The organism is Pseudocolwellia sp. G5-9 (assembly GCF_055808995.1).
In genome coordinates, this window is sequence record NZ_CM147893.1 from 1,363,109 (window position 1) to 1,380,770 (window position 17,662).

The window sequence follows — 17,662 nt, forward strand, 5'->3', positions numbered from 1 at the left end:
CAGTTAACCAAAACCATGAAAATTTATAATAATCCAAACAAACTATTAAAAACATTAGTTGCTATTGTTGTATCAGGAAGCTTGCTTAATGCCTGTTCAAATACAAATAGTATTGCTTCAGCAATCTCAATAAAAGCAAATTCTCCCATTGTTATTCAACATACAATAACCGGTGATTTGGTCAAAAAAATCAAATTTGATATTAACAATCCAAAACCTTATGCATACATTAGTGTTTATGCCAACAACAAGCTATTAATAGACAACCTAAACATTCCCAAAAAGGGACAACAAATATTAAATGCTATTGTAAAGTTTGATGAATCTGGTGAAGTAAAACTAACGATAAAATCAAATAATGCTGATATCACGCTTAATAACCTAACATTTGAAGAAGTAGACGGATTAGCTATACCTCAATATCAAGACATCACCGTAAAAGCAGGTATGGATAAAGCAAGCTCGATTAAATATGGTGGGCCAACTATTGCTGATATTGACAATGATGGTGACTATGACTTTATTGTTAATAACCACAATGCTGAAACCAGTAAACTCTATTGGAATAATGGCGACGGTACAGTAACTAAACATAGTAAAAATCTTTCTAGATGGTTCATGCAAGACTTACACGGTACGGCAGCCGGCGATTATGATAACGATGGTGACTTAGATCTTGTTTTAACAATGGGTGGAGGAAACGGTAAACAACCTACAAAAGCAAATTTTTATAAAAATAATAATGGTCAATTTGTATTAAGTACCGGCGATGTAAATATAGATAAAGGTGGGCGTGGCCGTGGCGCAAAATGGTCTGATATGGATTTAGACGGCGACTTAGACTTAATGCTATTAAATGAATCTAGCCTCACCCACTCTAAACCACAGCAATTATTTTATAAAAATTTAGGTGATGGGACCTTTGAATACACAGCTATAGCAGGTTTAGAAGACCAAGAACCTTCACGTGCGCTGATCACTGATCTTAATAACGATAATATTGATGACATTATTCTATATAGCCCTTTATCTGTGTGGCAAGGTAATGGTGACTTTACTTTTACTGATATCACTTCACAGTTTCCACAAGATATTAGAGCACTTAAAGATGTAATGGCGTTAACTGATATTGATATTGATAATGACGGTGATTTAGATCTGTATCTTGCTCGAGGTAAAGTATTTGAGCATGGCTATGGTGAAGCACCCTCTGTAGATCATGACCCTATAACTAAAGAATTTTCAATAAAACCTCGCGGCTATAAAGGGGTTAATGAGTTTGAATTTATTGCTGATGGAGACATTAAATTTCATAAATACAACTACATGACTCAAGGCGCTTTTAGAGGTAAAGATTACCCTATATTTCTAGGTAATAAAAAATCATCAAAAATATTAAAACCTGGGGAAGAATTCGATCTTAAACAAAATGATGCGCAAGGTTGGCCTGATGATATTTCTGAAAATGGGGTCTACTTTGGCCACTTAGGTAACGGTCGCTGGAAATCAGCTTTAGTCCGTAATGGTAATATTTTTTGGTCATTCCGATTTAGCCTCAACGGCGTTAATGATGTCACGTTGGGCTTTGAACCAGAAAATAGAAATATTAGTGATATCTTATTAAAAAATGAAGGTGGGAGCTTTGTCGATGCTTCAAAGGAATGGAATATCCCAACAGGCGGTAATGCATTAGGTGTAACAACGGGTGATTTTAATAACGATAGTCATCAAGATCTTTTTGTATATCGTTGGGGATTAATTGGCTCTAGAATTTCTGATCTAATGTTATTAAATACAGGCAAAGGCAGCTTTGAAACATTAACCATGCATGGTGCTAATGATGTTGGTGGGCCAGGAAATGGAGATATGGGCCAAGCTTTTGATTTTGATTTAGATGGTGATCTTGACTTGTTAAACGGCAGTGAAGATGGAGAATGGTACCTTTACTCAAATGAATCTAAAAATCTAGCTGATCAAGGCAATTACGCATTAGTGAAAGTGGGGTACGCTCCTAAGTCTAACGTTGATGCAATATCTGCTGAAGTCATCATTAAAACACCTACCCATGAATATCGTAAACGCGTAGGATCAGCAGGTGCTGTTTTCTCGCAAAGCTTACTCAATATTGTTCATTTTGGTCTAGGTAAAGAAGACGTTATTGAAAGTATTAAAGTAAGATGGCGCAATGGAGAAGATCTTGAGATTTTGAATAAAAAAGCTAATCAGCTATTTGATACAAATAAAATTGATCCTCAAAAAATAAATATACACCCATCAACAACAGATATTAGAAAAGGAACATCAATTAACCTACATCCTCTAATATTACCAATAAATGCAGACAAAAATGTAAACTGGTCGTCAAGTAACAGCGATGTTGTAACCGTAAATGATGAAGGTTTTATCACCGCAGTGGGTGATGTAAATCAAACAGCTATAATTACTGCAACAAGCCCAATAAACAACCTATCTAGCAGTAGTAAAGTAAACATAGTGAAATGGTTTACACAACCACTTAAAAACATTTCTTTATCAGCTAAATCAACAAACCTAATTGCTGGTGAATCAATGACGATAAACGCAACCATAACTCCTGAGTATGCTGATAATGCTGATTTAACATGGATAAGTAGTAATACTACAGTTGCAACTGTAAGCGGTACGGGTGTAGTAACAAGCTTATCCAAAGGAGAGGTAACTATTACAGCTATATCAAAAAGTAATAAAAAGATTCAAGAGAGTATCAAGCTTACTGTTGAGCCATTCGTTGAACCTTTCCTAAAAATTATTAACAGCGAAAAATATGATAATGGTACCCCGATCGTTGACGATAATATTACTTTAAATGTTGAATATCATGCAGGTAGTGGTAATGAAGTTATTTCAGCTGACGAAGGTGGAATGAGATTCTGGTTAAGACACTTCAAATCTAAATGGATACCAGCAAAAGATATTGTATTAACTGACGCTAGTGTATTAAAAACGACCTCAGGTAGCGCAAAAATGGTAATACCACTAAAAGGTGCAACACCAACAGCTGAACTGCCCGAAGGTCACTTCTATCAATTACGAGTATCATTTACAAGTAGTGACGGTAAAAATCACGATGCACTAATATACCCTGTTAATATAGTTGCTTCGAAACAGCAGTAAAGTTTTATTAATAATATAGGTATAATGTATAGGAGAAGGAAATAGTATATTTTCTTCTCCTGATTACTACTACGTTATTCATACGCTTTACACAATAAAAAACCCTAAGTTATTAATAATATAACTTAGGGTTTTCTGTTTTATTTCAGGTTTATTAATGCGTTTGGTATTACAAGTCTAGGTTATTTAACCTAAACTCGGGTTAATGAATGTTAGTGAATTAATTAAAAGCTTTATTTATCAATTAATTGGTGTGTGTTTTTGTTTTCCTAAGCTATATTAGTCTCTCAACATTGATATTTTTATGTATAACAAGGCGAATTTTTCTATCTAATAGCTGGCTATTAGTAATAAATTCAACGAAGTTAGGCGTAAAAATAGCTTGTTGAGTAACTTTGCTTATCCCGAGTTGAGGTTATTTAAATTATGATTAAAATTCAGGTAAAGGCGATAAAATTCTCGCGTGAACAGTAACTTCCTCACGGTCATAATATAAATGCTTAGCGTAAAGTTCGTACTTAACTTTATAATGAGTAAACATATCTTTCATGGTTTGAAGATCTTCATTTACCTGCTGGTAACGACCTTTCATTGGAAGCTTTAAGTTAAACATAGCTTCTTTGCAATAACCTTTTAGTAACCACTCAGCCATCAGTTTGGCTACACGTTGCGGCTTTTCAATCATGTCGCACACTAACCAATAGTTATTTTGCTTCGTTGGTGTGTATTTAAAGCCATCCATCATTCGATGTTTTACTTGACCAGTTTCCATCAGTGAATCAGCCATAGCGCCATTATCAATAGAAGTTACCATCATACCACGTCTGACTAGCTGATATGTCCAACCTCCTGGTGCTGCGCCTAAATCAACAGCATTCATACCTGAAGTGAGACGTTCATCCCATTCGTCTTTAGGAATAAAATATAAAAAGGCTTCATCAAGTTTAAGGGTTGAGCGACTAGGCGCTGCATTAGGGAATTTTAAACGAGGTATGCCCATAACATGTAAAGACGAATTGTGCGCGTGTGAATAACCTAAAATAACCTCATTACCACTTAAAAATAAGGCATGTAGTATTGCACCGTCTTTATCATTCTTTTCTGTTAAAGAGCCTATTTTTCTTAGCGCTTGTCTAAGTGGGACGGCTAGTTTACGGCAAAATTTAGAAAGCTCTTTACCATCATTCGTGTCCGTCATTTCCATACGTAAATCAGCATATTGCCAATCAGTACCTAGGGCTTCAGTAATCGCTTCAACACGGTTATAGTCAGGTAAATCTAACTTTTCTGTTATCGTTAAAAACCACTGACGAGCAAAAATCAAACGACTCAGTGGCATTTTACTGATCAGCTGCTCGCCCTCTTCCGCATTATTTAAATGAAAATAAACAAGCCCTTCATTTTTTTTCAATTCTAAGTAGCCGTACACTTCATTCCATGCTGCTTTTTCTTGAATTTCTGCTCCACACTCTTTTTCAAAGCCGGGGCGACAATATAATATAATAGAGGCCATATTTACTTTCTTATTTACTTTCTAATGAACGAGGGTAATTACCCAAAGAGTGAATGAATAGCTTTTAACGATGTGCTTGATCATAATTTTCGAGCAATTTCTTGCCAATAAATATAATACACAACCAACCTAAAGCTAATAACATACCACCTACAGGTGCTAGTTTTCCGATAACAATGCCGATATCAGAAAATGCAAAAAATGTTTTAACGTATAAACTTCCGCTAAAACACAAAATACCTAAACAGAAACATACGCAAGAACCTAACAACCACTTCGATGGTATTTTTATATACCAAAGTGTTGTTATAAATAAAGCAAGCGTATGAATAAATTGATAAAACTGCGCACTGTCAATTCTAACTTTATCAATTGCAGATAATGTTTGCCCTGCATGAGCAAACCAAGCGCCGAATAATACTGAAAAAGCGCCACTTATACCAACAAAAAGCAATAATAACCGTATCATATTAAGATTTTTCATGAACAAACCTGACTAATTGTTCTACCGCTGTTTTAAGATGCTGCTCTTGAGTATAGCCTGACTTAACTCGTGGCTTTAAATCATGATCACCATCTGTAAAATAAATCACTTCACATAAATCAGATAACGCGTAATTTTCTATCTCTTCTTTATTACCTAATGCATCTCTATCGCCTTGAAGGATCAATATAGGTAACACAGTCTCTTGCAATGGAGCTAAACGCAGATTTTCAGGCTTTTTCTGAGGATGAAAAGGAAAACCTATACAAATAGTACCTTTAACGTGCTCAAGCAGCTGTTTTGAGAGTGTTGCAGCTACACGACCTCCCATAGATTTTCCGCCAATAAATAGCGGTAATTCGTTAGAGGTACTAGGTATGTATTTTTCAAGTAACAACTCATAGCAGGCTTCTAATTGCGGCATTCTATTAGGTGGGTACTTTCTTCCATCAAGTAAACGTTTATCCATGTAAGGAAAATTAAAACGTACTACATTTATATTTTTTTCATTTAACTTTAAGGCAAAATTTTCCATGAAATGATGGCTTTTATCTGCTCCAGCTCCATGAGCAAAAATAAACAAAGCCTTAGGCTTCTCAACAAAGTTTTCAATAACGGAGGGGAAGTTAATCGTTGTCATATAAATCTTCTTCTTGTTCTTGCGCTACGGTGTTTAAAACCCAATCTCTAAAGGCTGATATTTTACCTAACTCAAGTTGATGCTCTCTGCAGACAATATAATGTGAGTTTTTACTCACTAAAATTTCATTAAAAGGACAAATTAAGCGCCCTGAATCAATATCTGGTTTAGCAAAGGCACTATGCGCTAAAGCGACACCTTGGCCATGTATAGCGGCTTGTGCAACCATAGCAGAATGACTAAATATAGGCCCATTATTTACGTCTACGCCCTTCAAACCTACTTTTTTAAACCAGCGTTTCCAGTCTTCCCTTGATTTATAATGTAATAATGTATGATTTGCTAAGTCTTCAATACGCTTCAACGATTTACCGCTAGAAAAAATTAACGGAGAACAAACAGGAATTAAATATTCTTGATGTAATTTAACAGCATTAACATCTCCCCAACTACCGTGACCATAATAAATAGCAATATCTATATCTTCTGTTAATAAATTATCAGGTTGATCTACTGCTTTAATACGTACATCAATGTCAGGATGTAAAAGACTAAAAGCTTTTAATCGTGGTACAAGCCATTGAATAGCAAAGCTCGCTTGCACACTAACGGTAATAGCTCCTTTTTCGCCACGTGCGAGTAGTTTCTCTGTAGATTCTTTAATCAGATTGAAAACATCTTTAATATCTAAATAATAAGATTGCCCTTCCTCTGTTAAAAATAGTGATCTATTTTTCCGCATGAATAATTTAATTCCAATAAATTCTTCTAATGCTTTAACTTGGTGGCTAACAGCGGCTTGCGTCACAAAAAGTTCATCAGCAGCTCGTGTAAAGCTAAGCTGTCTTGCAGCGGCTTCAAACACTCTTAATGCGTTCAGAGGCGGTAATTTACTTGCCATTAGTAGGTTTCACTCAACTGGGTTGTTATTATATTTGATCTTATTACTTACAAGAATATGATATCCAAATCCTACACAAGTATCCATTAGTTTATCTAATGACTAACATTAAATTTGATCGTTTTTATTGTTCAATGCATTAGCTTAATATATACACCATAGATGAAGGACTTCATCTCAACCCCATAACCAGATGGGCTATAGAAAAAATTGTGACTCCCAACCCACAATTAATATTGAGAAAATAGGTCCTAAAAATCTATACGTAAATTAATGTATTTTTTTAGAGGTACCAAAAATGAAAAACGTAAAAATATTAACAAACACAGCCATATTCACTTTAGCTTTAGCTGCTTCAGCGTTAACACAAGCTGCAGAGTTAGTAAAAGTGGAAACTATAAACGATGTAGTTATTGAAACCAATGTAAACGCTGAATTAGCTCAAGCTATGAAAAACATAAGCATATTAACATTGAACATTGAAGAAACAGCAGATGCAATGCTTGTAACTCAAACTGAAGAACAATTTAATGCATCTGATGTTACGTCTACTTTAGTAGCAATTGCCGAATAGTTTAATTCTTAGCTTCTCTAGGGCTATTATTGATAAAAAAGGTGAGATGTTATTAATATGAAATATTATCATTCAATTATAAAAAAAGGTGCTCGTAGCACCTTTTTTAATACCTATAAAATGATATAAATATTAAATATGATCAACTGAAATAATTTCGTATTCAACCACTCCACCTGGAGTTGTTATTTCAATTTCACTGTCAACTTCTTTACCAATTAAGCCTCTAGCAATTGGAGAGTTTAATGAAATACGACCTGTTTTAAAGTCAGCCTCATCATCACCAACAATTTGATAAGTCACTTCTTCTTCCGTATCAATATTTAATAATTTAACCGTAACTCCAAAAATAACCTTTCCGGTGTTCGGTATTTTAGTTATATCAATAACTTGAGCATTACAAAGACGCCCTTCAATATCTTGGATACGACCTTCGCAAAAACCTTGCTCTTCTTTTGCTGCATGGTATTCAGCATTTTCTTTTAAATCACCATGTTCACGTGCTTCAGCAATATCTTTAACAATACGTGGACGTTTTTCTGTTTTTAAAATTCTTAATTCTTCTTTTAACTGTTCAGCGCCAAGAAGTGTCATTGGGTATTTAGTCATTTTATTTCTTCTTAATTTTCAATATTACCAATTTAATTAAAAAAACTGGTATAACAAATAAAAAAGTGGTCTTTCGTTAGAAACACCACTTTAAAAATAATTTTTACTCAACGGGTAAATTGCTTTATTTAAAAATAAATACAATGTGAGTAGCGACCTAACATCTTAAATCACTACTCACCATAAAGCTAGAGGCTTACTTACAACGAAGGTGTAATTCTTGAATAGAGTTAACCGTATTTCTATCATCTGCGGCATGAGCTTGGCACGCTGCAAAGGCTGCATTCAATGTTGTAGTGTATGCCACCTTATAACGTAATGCGCCGCCACGTAAAACTTTTGAATCTTCAATGGCTTTACGGCCTTCTGTTGTATTAATAATGTAGGTATATTCGCTATTCTTAATTCTATCAAGAATATGAGGACGACCTTCATGTACTTTATTTACACGACGTACAGGAACACCTGCTTCGCGTAAAATAACTTCAGTACCATGAGTAGCATCTAGCTCGTACCCTAACTCAACCATTTTCTTGGCTAAATCAAGTACACGACCTTTATCACTGTTACGAACAGAAATTAAGGCACGGCCATCTTTAGGAACAGATACACCTGCACCTAAGTTAGCTTTAGCAAAGGCTTCTTCAAATGTATCACCAACCCCCATAACTTCACCTGTTGAACGCATTTCTGGTCCAACCAATGGGTCACTACCGTGGAATTTGTTAAATGGTATAACAACTTCTTTAACAGAAAAGTATGGTGGAATAACTTCTTTAGTAATACCTAATTCTTTTAAGGTTTTACCTGCCATAACTTGTGCGCCAATTTTAGCTAAAGGAACACCTGTTGCTTTAGATACAAATGGAACTGTACGTGCGGCACGAGGGTTTACTTCAATAAGATAAACTTCACCATTTTTAACAGCCATTTGCGTATTCATTAAACCAATAACACCTAGCTCAAAAGCTAAATCGGTAACTTGCTTACGCATTACGTCTTGAACTTCTTGGCTTAAGCTATATACAGGTAATGAACATGCTGAGTCACCTGAGTGAACACCTGCTTGTTCAATGTGTTGCATAATGCCGCCAATAACCACATCAGTACCATCACAAATCACGTCAATATCAACTTCAATCGCATCATCTAAGAAGTGATCAAGTAATACTGGTGAATCGTTAGAAACGCTTACAGCTTCTGTCATGTAACGACGTAAATCATCTAAGTCGTATACAATTTCCATTGCACGACCACCTAATACGTATGAAGGACGAACAACAAGTGGGAAGCCAATCGCTTCAGCTTTAGCCATGGCTTCATCAATTGAAGTTACTGTTGCATTTTCAGGTTGTAATAAACCTAAACGGTCAACCGCTTGTTGGAAACGCTCTCTGTCTTCTGCACGGTCAATGGCATCCGGTGAGGTTCCAATAATTGGTACACCCGCAGCTTCTAAAGCGCGTGCTAGTTTAAGCGGGGTTTGACCTCCGTACTGAACAATTACGCCTTTAGGCTTTTCAACACGTACAATTTCAAGTACATCTTCAAAAGTGATAGATTCAAAATATAAACGATCAGATGTATCATAATCGGTAGAAACCGTTTCAGGGTTACAGTTAACCATGATGGTCTCAAAGCCATCTTCACGTAAAGCTAATGCAGCATGAACACAACAATAATCAAATTCAATACCTTGACCAATTCGATTTGGTCCGCCACCTAAAATCATGATTGATTCTTTATCTGTAGGATTAGCTTCACATTCTTCATCGTAAGTTGAGTACATGTAAGCTGTATCTGAACTAAATTCAGCGGCACACGTATCTACACGTTTATAAACTGGAAAAATATCAGCAGCATGGCGCTTTTTACGAATTTCAGATTCATTAACACCAATAACATCAGCAAGACGAGAGTCAGCAAAACCTTTACGCTTTAATTGTCTTAGATATTCAGGTGTTAACGACTTCATGCCGCCTTCAGAAACTTTTTTCTCTTCAAGAATTAAATCTTCAATTTGCACTAAGAACCAACGATCTATCTTAGTTGCATTAAAAACATCTTCAATGGTTAACCCTAAACGAAATGCATCGGCAACATACCAAATACGGTCTGCGCCTGCTTCTTGAAGCTCGTGCATAATTTTAGTTTTAGCACCTTTTTTGGTTACATCAACAATTGGGTCAAAACCACTCACGCCAACTTCTAAACCGCGTAATGCTTTTTGCATTGATTCTTGTTGGTTACGACCAATAGCCATAACTTCACCAACAGATTTCATTTGCGTTGTTAACCTATCTTCAGAACCAGCAAATTTTTCAAAGTTAAAACGAGGGATCTTAGTAACAACGTAATCAATTGTTGGTTCAAATGATGCTGGAGTTGCACCACCGGTAATATCATTTTGCAATTCATCAAGGGTATAACCTACAGCTAATTTTGCTGCAATTTTAGCGATTGGGAAACCTGTCGCTTTAGAGGCTAATGCAGATGAACGAGATACACGTGGGTTCATCTCGATGATAACCATACGCCCTGTATCAGGACATATACCAAATTGAACGTTTGAACCACCAGTTTCAACACCAATTTCACGTAATACCGCAATAGAAGCGTTACGCATAATTTGGTATTCTTTATCTGTTAGCGTTTGTGCTGGTGCTACAGTGATTGAATCACCAGTATGAATACCCATAGGGTCGAAGTTTTCAATTGAACAAATAATGATACAGTTATCATTTTTGTCACGAACCACTTCCATTTCATACTCTTTCCAGCCAATTAATGATTCATCAATTAATAATTCAGATGTTGGAGAAAGATCTAAGCCACGGGTACAAATCTCATCAAACTCTTCGATGTTATATGCGATACCGCCGCCTGTTCCACCCATAGTAAAAGATGGACGAATGATACAAGGAAAGCCTAAGTTCTTGCTTGCCGCATGCGCTTCTTCAATTGTATGAACAATTTCAGCTTTAGGACATTCAAGTCCTATATTTTTCATTGCTTGATCGAAGCGTTCACGGTTTTCCGCTTTGTCGATTGCGTCAGCTGTAGCGCCGATCATTTCAACATTAAATTCAGCTAATACGCCTTTCGCTTCTAATTCTAAAGCACAATTAAGTGCTGTTTGACCGCCCATTGTTGGTAATACCGCACAAGGACGTTCTTTTTCAATAATTTTGCGAACAACTTCCCAATGAATAGGCTCGATATAAGTTGCATCAGCCATTTCAGGGTCTGTCATTATAGTTGCAGGGTTAGAGTTAACTAAAATAACTCGATAACCTTCTTCGCGTAACGCTTTACAAGCTTGTGCGCCTGAATAATCAAATTCACATGCTTGACCAATAACAATTGGTCCAGCGCCTAAGATCAAGATACTTTTTAAATCGGTACGTTTTGGCATTTCTTTTTCTCTCTCTTGTCTTAGCTTAAGCTTTAGCAGCTTTGATTAAATCAATAAAGTGGTCAAACAAAGGTGCCGCATCATGTGGACCCGGACTCGCTTCTGGATGTCCTTGGAAACTAAATGCAGGCTTATCAGTTAAATGAATACCTTGTATTGTTCCATCAAATAACGACTTATGTGTTACTTCAATGTTTGCTGGAATATTTACTTCATCAATAGCAAAACCATGATTTTGTGACGTTATCATCACAACATCGCGTTTAAAGTCTTTCACTGGATGGTTAGCACCATGATGACCATGACTCATTTTAATGGTTGAAGCGCCATTAGCTAAGCCAAGTAATTGGTGGCCTAAACAAATACCAAACACAGGTAAATTAGTGGCTAAAATTTCTTTAATTGCTTCAATTGCGTAAGTACATGGCTCTGGATCACCAGGACCATTAGATAAAAATACGCCATCAGGATTCATGGCTAAAACATCGGCAGCAGACGTTTGTGCTGGTACAACTGTTAATCTACAACCACGGTCAACTAACATACGTAATATATTACGTTTAGCACCAAAATCGTATGCAACAACATGAAATGGTTTTTCAGCCGGTGTTACAAAGCCTTGACCTAATACCCAGCTACCTTCTGTCCATTCATATTGCTCTTTAGTAGAAACAACTTTTGCTAAATCCATACCTTTAAGGCCTGGAAATGCTTTTGCTTGTGCTAATGCACTTGCTTCATCAAGTGTCTCGCCTTCAGCAAGGTCGCCAGCAATGATACAACCGTTTTGAGCACCTTTTTCACGTAGAATACGTGTTAGCTTACGTGTATCAATATTAGCAATACCTAAAATATTATTGCGACTTAAGTAGTCACTTAAGTTCTCTTCATTTCTGAAGTTACTTGCTAGTAAAGGTAAATCTCTAATAACTAAACCTTTTGCTACAATCTCACCCGACTCTTCATCTTCTGAGTTAGTACCGGTATTACCGATATGAGGATAAGTAAGCGTAACAATTTGCTCTGCATATGAGGGATCGGTAAGAATTTCTTGGTAACCGGTCATTGAAGTATTGAATACAACTTCGCCAACAGCCGCCCCACTTGCACCAATAGCAGTACCTTTAAATACAGTGCCGTCTTCAAGCACCAAAATGGCAGATTTAGTCAATTTAACCTCCGTAAAGAAGAAAACAAACTTAATAATGAACAACTAAATAAATTCCATCATTAAGCATAAAAGTGGTATTTATTATTTTATTAAATACCACATAGAAAAAATGCCAAAAACAATGCTTTTATTTAAAAAGACTTAATTTTTGACAAAATCCACTTATTTTACGCTTGTATTACCTTTTCGTCTAGTCAAAAATGTAAAAAACAAGCTTTAATTTGAATTTTTATTCAAAACTGCCAAAAGTAGCAGTTATCTATAAAATTCTTTTATTTTAAACCTAATACGTCTTGCATATCGTAATAGCCGATATCAGCTTCACTCAACCAAAATGCGGCGCGCATAGCACCTAAAGCAAAAGTCATACGTGAGCTGGCTTTATGGGTGATTTCTAATCGTTCTCCAATATCCGCAAAAAAGGCAGTATGTTCGCCAACTATGTCGCCAGCCCTAACCGTTGCAAAACCTATGGTTTCTTTATCGCGTTCACCGGTAATACCTTCCCTGCCATAAACAGCACATTTATTTAAATCTCTACCTAGCGTATCAGCAATCACTTGACCCATTTTTACTGCGGTGCCAGACGGTGCATCTTTTTTAAATCTATGGTGTGCTTCAAATATTTCAATGTCGGTATGTTCACCAATTGCTTTTGCTGTGATCTCTAAAAGCTTAAAAAGTAAGTTCACTCCAACACTCGTATTAGGAGCAAGAATAACGGGAATGCTTTCGCCAGCTTGTTTAATTTCATCTACTTGTGCATCTGTAAAGCCTGTAGTACCGATAACTAGCGCTTTATTGTGCTGTTGACACCATTTAATGTTCTCAAGTGTTGTTTCAATTGAGGTAAAATCAATAAACACATCAGCTTCGAGTAGTTCATTTAAATCAATTGATGTTTTAGAACCAATTGCACCAATACCAGCTAATTCACCTAAATCAAAATTAACAAAAGAAGATGTTGCTCTAACGCTTCCACCCACTAATTCAATAGATTCATGCTCTACAGCTGCTTGAATTAAATTGCGGCCCATTCGACCACTACACCCTAATATGGCTACTTTTACTTTCATTCTTTATCTCTTAATTTCAAATCTACAATATTTTAAAAGGCTGAGCTAGTTCAATAGAGTTTTGTAACTCGTGCGAAACAACACTCACTATTTTTCCAATTTCTTCTGATTTATCATCATTATTAGCAATATGATAAAACGCTGTGAAGTCGGTAAATAGCTCATTGTTTTCATCATAAAACAACCAATCTATACATACATCTAATGAGTTTTTTTGACAATGCTGATAGCTAGCTTTATCAGCCACTATTTTCGAAATATTGGCATGCTTTAACACAGTAAATATATCTATAAATTCCTGTTTAAATTGTTCTTCATTAGCTAAGTTAGCTATTTTTTCAGGTGTATGTAAAGTACAAGGCAAATGATAGCAACTAAGTGCTGCATCCATATCATAAAACTTAAACGCTTCAATATAGCGGGTAAATAATACCTTTAGCTCTTGTTCTACTTGCATCAATCAATAAACCTAAATTTTTAAAATGGTTAGATATAAAAAAGCCCTCAACTGAGGGCTTTAAAATAACTACTAGCTAACAATAGCTAATAGCTCAACATCAAATATTAATGTTGCGTACGGAGGAATAGCTCCTTGAGAACCTCTCTCACCGTAAGCTAAGTTAAATGGAACGTATAAGCGCCATTTTGAACCTTCAGTCATTAGTTGTAATGCTTCAGTCCAACCAGCGATAACACCACCAACTGGGAACTCAGCTGGTTGACCGCGCTCTACAGAGCTATCAAAAACGTCGCCACTAATAAATGTACCGTGGTAATGTGTACGAACAGTACTTTCAGCTGTTGGCTTTTCGCCTTCGCCAGTTGCTAATACTTCGTATTGTAAACCTGATTCAGTAACGGTTACTTCATCACGCTTTGCGTTTTCTACTAAAAAGGCTTCGCCTTCAGCTGATAATGCTTTAGCAGCTTCTTGCTCTTGCTCTTGTAATTTTTTAGAAACAATAGCAAATGCTTCGTTTAATTGTTCGTCATCTACTTGGCTTGCAGCGTTTGCAATTGCATCCGCTAAACCAGCTTGAACAGCTGTTACGTCAAAATCTTTAAAAGGATTGTTACGTAATTGGTCACCTAATTGACGACCTACACCGTAACTTACACGTGCTTCGATTGATTCAAATTTGTTATCAGACATTTGGGGGGCTCTTATATTTGATTGCCATTCTCCATTTAAGTAAGTAATCAACCATTTAAAATTATAAAATGACTGAGGTAACTTTTTAAACGTTACTTGGCTTTAATAAAATTCGCGCGAAAGAATACCATAAAACATATATACCCTACAGTAAGATTTTAAGAGAATAATGTGATTAATTTGATATAAGTTATTTTTTATCCGTGAATGAATAGTTTTGCTAAAGCTTGAGCCTTTGAAAAATAAAGTGAATAATGCAACTCTATGCTCTTATTAGATGACATTATGAATTTAAACAGTACTTCACATAACTCAAACACCGAAGAAAAACGATTAATCAGCTTATTACCTTTTGGAGTATTCTTAGGACTATTTTTAGGTACAGGGATTATTTTAACTCTGAATGGCGTTGATTTTGCTTTTTATCAATTACCTGCAAGTATCGCCATTATCCCAGCTATTCTCTTTGCGATCTTCTTAGGTAAAGAATCTATAAACACACAAATCAATCAGTTTATTGATGGTGCTGGCCATAACAACATTATTACCATGTGTGTTATTTACTTATTAGCAGGCGCTTTTGCCACCGTAGCTAAATCAACCGGCAGTGTTGATGCAAGTGTTCAGTTAGGTTTATCTGTATTTCCTGATTACTTATTATTACCGGGGTTATTTCTTGTAGCAGCATTTATATCTACGGCAATGGGCACCTCTATGGGTACGATTGCGGCAATAGCTCCTATCGCTTTAGGTTTTATTGAATCAGCAAGTTTAGATGCTGGACTTGTAGCAGGTTGTATTATTTCAGGCGCTATATTTGGCGATAATTTATCTTTTATTTCTGATACCACTATTGCTTCAACCCGAAGCCAAGGGGCCAAAATGAAAGACAAATTTAAAGTTAACTTTAAATTTGCTATTCCCGCAGCGCTTATTTGTTTAGCCATTTTTGTATTTATGGGAGAAGACATTCCGTTTGAGCAAACACAAGACATCTCATTTATTGGCCTTATTCCTTATATTGTTATTCTTATATTGGCGTTGTCAGGAGTTAATGTATTTGTTGTATTAGTTATTGGTATTATTTTAGCAGCCTTTATTGGTATGTTGTCGAATGACTATCAATTAGGAAGTTGGGTTAGTGATATCAACACAGGCTTTGCAAGTATGCAAGACACCATGATACTCGCCTTATTTATCGGTGGCTTAAGTGAACTCATCAAACAACAAGGTGGCCTTGCCGCACTTACTGCAGCAGTTAAGTCTTTAGCAAATAAACTTTGTCCTAATAATAAAAAACGCTCAGCAGGAATAGGTATTGCCAGTTTAGCGTTTGCCTGTAACTTCTTTACTGCCAACAATACCGTTTCAATTATTGTTACCGGTGAAACCGCAAAAAACTTAGCAACCGACGGAGAGTTACCGCCGGCATACTCTGCTAGCATATTAGATATATATGCTTGTATCAGCCAAGGACTATTACCTTATGGTGCTCAAGCTTTACTATTAGGCGCTACGTTAAAAATTTCACCTGTAGAAGTTGTTTTAAGCTCTTACTACCCTATGGTGTTATTTTTTGTTGGTGGATATGCTTTTTGGCGAGCAACAAAATAAGAATTGATATAAAAAGGCGTAAACTTATTAGGTTTACGCCTTTTTATTTATTAACCTCAACTCGGGTTAATGAATGTTAGATAATGAATTAAAATTATTATTTATCAAAATCTTAACCTGTACCGTTGTTTTCCTAAGTTATATTAGTCTCTCAACATTGATATTTTTGTGTATAACAAGGCGAATTTTTCTATCTAATAGCTAGCTATTAGTAATAAATTCAACGAAGTTAGGCATAAAAATAGCTTGTTGAGTAATTTTGCTTATCCCGAGCTGAGGTTTATTAGTATTTTAAGCGTTTCTCTACGTTTAACTCTTCGCTTCTTCCACTTTAGAAATAGGAATAAACTCAGGCTTTACACAGTTTGGAGTTTTAGTTCCTGTCATCAATTTTTTAGACACAGGCAAATGAGCCGTTAATTGTTTAATACGTGTTTGATTTGACGGATGAGTCGATAAAAATTCAGGTGGCGCTGATTTTGAATTTTTAGCCATGTTTTGCCAAAGCTTAATACTGGCGCTAGGTTCAAAACCTGATTTAGCCATTAAGTCTTGCCCTACTATATCGGCTTCACTTTCGTGTGTTCTGCCATAAGGCATTAACACACCATATTGTACACCTAAACCTAATCCAGCCATCCAAAGGGCTTTATTTTCATTGCCTTTCGCTGCAAGCGCTACACCAGCAATAGCTAACCCGCCTTGAGCAACTTTGTTTGAAGATAAACGTTCGTTTGAATGATGTTCAATAACATGCCCCACTTCATGTCCCATAATGGCAGCAAGCTGGTCTTGACTTTCAGTGACATTCAAAATACCTGTATAAACACCTATCTTGCCACCGGGCAGTGCAAAAGCATTAATTTGTGGAGAATCAAATACCACAACTTCCCATTCACCGTCGTGAGCAGATTTAGGTACGTTTATTGTAATAGCATCTGCAACACATTGTACAAACTGGTTGGTAGCAGGATCTTGACTAATTTTTACTTCTGCTTTCATTTGTTCAAAAGATGTAGCGCCCATTTTGCTCAATTCAGTATTTGAATAAAGCATAATTTGGTTTCTACCTGAAGACGATGTGCTACATGCACTTAATAAAATTTGCGCTGCAACAGCACAAAGTAATAGTTTTTTCATTCATATTCCTAATTCAACATTCTTAAATCGATATGCTTAATTCAACCGCGTCAGAGTTATGTCACTGGTTTATTCAAATTATAAAGCTATACCAAGAAAAATAATGAATAAACAGCTTAACCATATTTAAAGTATTAAGAGGGACACCTTTATAATTTTAAGTCTAACTCACCCTATCCCAAAAGAATATTAAGTTGTTCTTAATTCCTATTTTAAATA

14 protein-coding genes are annotated in these 17,662 nt (G+C 35.9%); 3 read left to right on the top strand and 11 right to left on the bottom strand.

The window, feature by feature from the left end; all coding sequences use genetic code 11:
* Nucleotides 1–15 precede the first annotated feature (15 nt).
* Entirely contained in the window at nucleotides 16–3,153 is a 3,138-nt protein-coding gene (locus AC0L5Q_RS05900; protein ID WP_473615572.1) for an FG-GAP-like repeat-containing protein, read from the top strand.
* Between the two features lie 430 nt (nucleotides 3,154–3,583).
* Here AC0L5Q_RS05900 and rlmM read toward each other — a convergent pair whose 3' ends face one another.
* From rlmM to AC0L5Q_RS05920, 4 genes are all read right to left on the bottom strand, one after another.
* Nucleotides 3,584–4,666 carry a 23S rRNA (cytidine(2498)-2'-O)-methyltransferase RlmM gene (gene rlmM, locus AC0L5Q_RS05905; protein WP_473615577.1) on the bottom strand — a complete coding sequence of 361 codons (1,083 nt, stop codon included), beginning with the start codon at nucleotides 4,664–4,666 and terminating at the stop codon, nucleotides 3,584–3,586.
* 64 nt (nucleotides 4,667–4,730) lie between these two features.
* The gene (locus AC0L5Q_RS05910) at nucleotides 4,731–5,150 is read right to left on the bottom strand and encodes a DUF423 domain-containing protein (protein ID WP_473615581.1); all 420 of its coding nucleotides are present in this window, start codon (nucleotides 5,148–5,150) and stop codon (nucleotides 4,731–4,733) included.
* Nucleotides 5,137–5,790: an alpha/beta family hydrolase gene (locus AC0L5Q_RS05915; RefSeq protein ID WP_473615585.1), complete on the bottom strand. Its 654-nt coding sequence runs from the start codon at nucleotides 5,788–5,790 to the stop codon at nucleotides 5,137–5,139. Before AC0L5Q_RS05915 ends, AC0L5Q_RS05910 begins: the two co-directional genes overlap by 14 nt.
* Nucleotides 5,777–6,691: a transcriptional regulator GcvA gene (locus AC0L5Q_RS05920; protein WP_473615588.1), complete on the bottom strand. Its 915-nt coding sequence runs from the start codon at nucleotides 6,689–6,691 to the stop codon at nucleotides 5,777–5,779. The genes AC0L5Q_RS05915 and AC0L5Q_RS05920 overlap by 14 nt, the downstream gene beginning before the upstream one ends.
* A gap of 298 nt (nucleotides 6,692–6,989) precedes the next feature.
* Here AC0L5Q_RS05920 and AC0L5Q_RS05925 point away from each other — a divergent pair, with 298 nt between their 5' ends.
* On the top strand, nucleotides 6,990–7,265 hold the full coding sequence (locus AC0L5Q_RS05925) for a hypothetical protein (RefSeq protein ID WP_473615592.1): 276 nt from the start codon (nucleotides 6,990–6,992) through the stop codon (nucleotides 7,263–7,265).
* A gap of 132 nt (nucleotides 7,266–7,397) precedes the next feature.
* Here AC0L5Q_RS05925 and greA read toward each other — a convergent pair whose 3' ends face one another.
* From greA to AC0L5Q_RS05955, 6 genes are all read right to left on the bottom strand, one after another.
* Complete coding sequence (greA, locus tag AC0L5Q_RS05930) at nucleotides 7,398–7,874, bottom strand: transcription elongation factor GreA (protein WP_077337904.1); 477 nt, start codon at nucleotides 7,872–7,874, stop codon at nucleotides 7,398–7,400.
* A 196-nt stretch (nucleotides 7,875–8,070) separates the two neighbouring features.
* Nucleotides 8,071–11,289, bottom strand: a complete 3,219-nt coding sequence (gene carB / locus AC0L5Q_RS05935) for a carbamoyl-phosphate synthase large subunit (RefSeq protein WP_473615598.1) — start codon at nucleotides 11,287–11,289, stop codon at nucleotides 8,071–8,073.
* Between the two features lie 25 nt (nucleotides 11,290–11,314).
* Nucleotides 11,315–12,460 (bottom strand): glutamine-hydrolyzing carbamoyl-phosphate synthase small subunit, encoded by a 1,146-nt coding sequence (gene carA, locus AC0L5Q_RS05940; protein WP_473615602.1) that lies wholly within the window; start codon nucleotides 12,458–12,460, stop codon nucleotides 11,315–11,317.
* 272 nt (nucleotides 12,461–12,732) lie between these two features.
* The gene (gene dapB / locus AC0L5Q_RS05945; protein ID WP_473615606.1) at nucleotides 12,733–13,536 is read right to left on the bottom strand and encodes a 4-hydroxy-tetrahydrodipicolinate reductase; all 804 of its coding nucleotides are present in this window, start codon (nucleotides 13,534–13,536) and stop codon (nucleotides 12,733–12,735) included.
* A 22-nt stretch (nucleotides 13,537–13,558) separates the two neighbouring features.
* The gene (locus AC0L5Q_RS05950; RefSeq protein ID WP_473615610.1) at nucleotides 13,559–13,993 is read right to left on the bottom strand and encodes a hypothetical protein; all 435 of its coding nucleotides are present in this window, start codon (nucleotides 13,991–13,993) and stop codon (nucleotides 13,559–13,561) included.
* 72 nt (nucleotides 13,994–14,065) lie between these two features.
* A complete protein-coding gene (locus AC0L5Q_RS05955) occupies nucleotides 14,066–14,689 on the bottom strand; it encodes an FKBP-type peptidyl-prolyl cis-trans isomerase (protein WP_473615614.1) in 624 nt (207 codons plus the stop codon).
* A 285-nt stretch (nucleotides 14,690–14,974) separates the two neighbouring features.
* On the opposite strand from AC0L5Q_RS05955, the gene AC0L5Q_RS05960 reads away from it, so the two are divergent.
* Nucleotides 14,975–16,303 (top strand): Na+/H+ antiporter NhaC family protein, encoded by a 1,329-nt coding sequence (locus AC0L5Q_RS05960; protein ID WP_473615617.1) that lies wholly within the window; start codon nucleotides 14,975–14,977, stop codon nucleotides 16,301–16,303.
* A gap of 309 nt (nucleotides 16,304–16,612) precedes the next feature.
* Here the strand turns inward: AC0L5Q_RS05960 and AC0L5Q_RS05965 are convergent, their stop codons facing one another.
* Nucleotides 16,613–17,443, bottom strand: a complete 831-nt coding sequence (locus tag AC0L5Q_RS05965) for a M48 family metallopeptidase (protein ID WP_473615620.1) — start codon at nucleotides 17,441–17,443, stop codon at nucleotides 16,613–16,615.
* Nucleotides 17,444–17,662 lie beyond the last annotated feature (219 nt).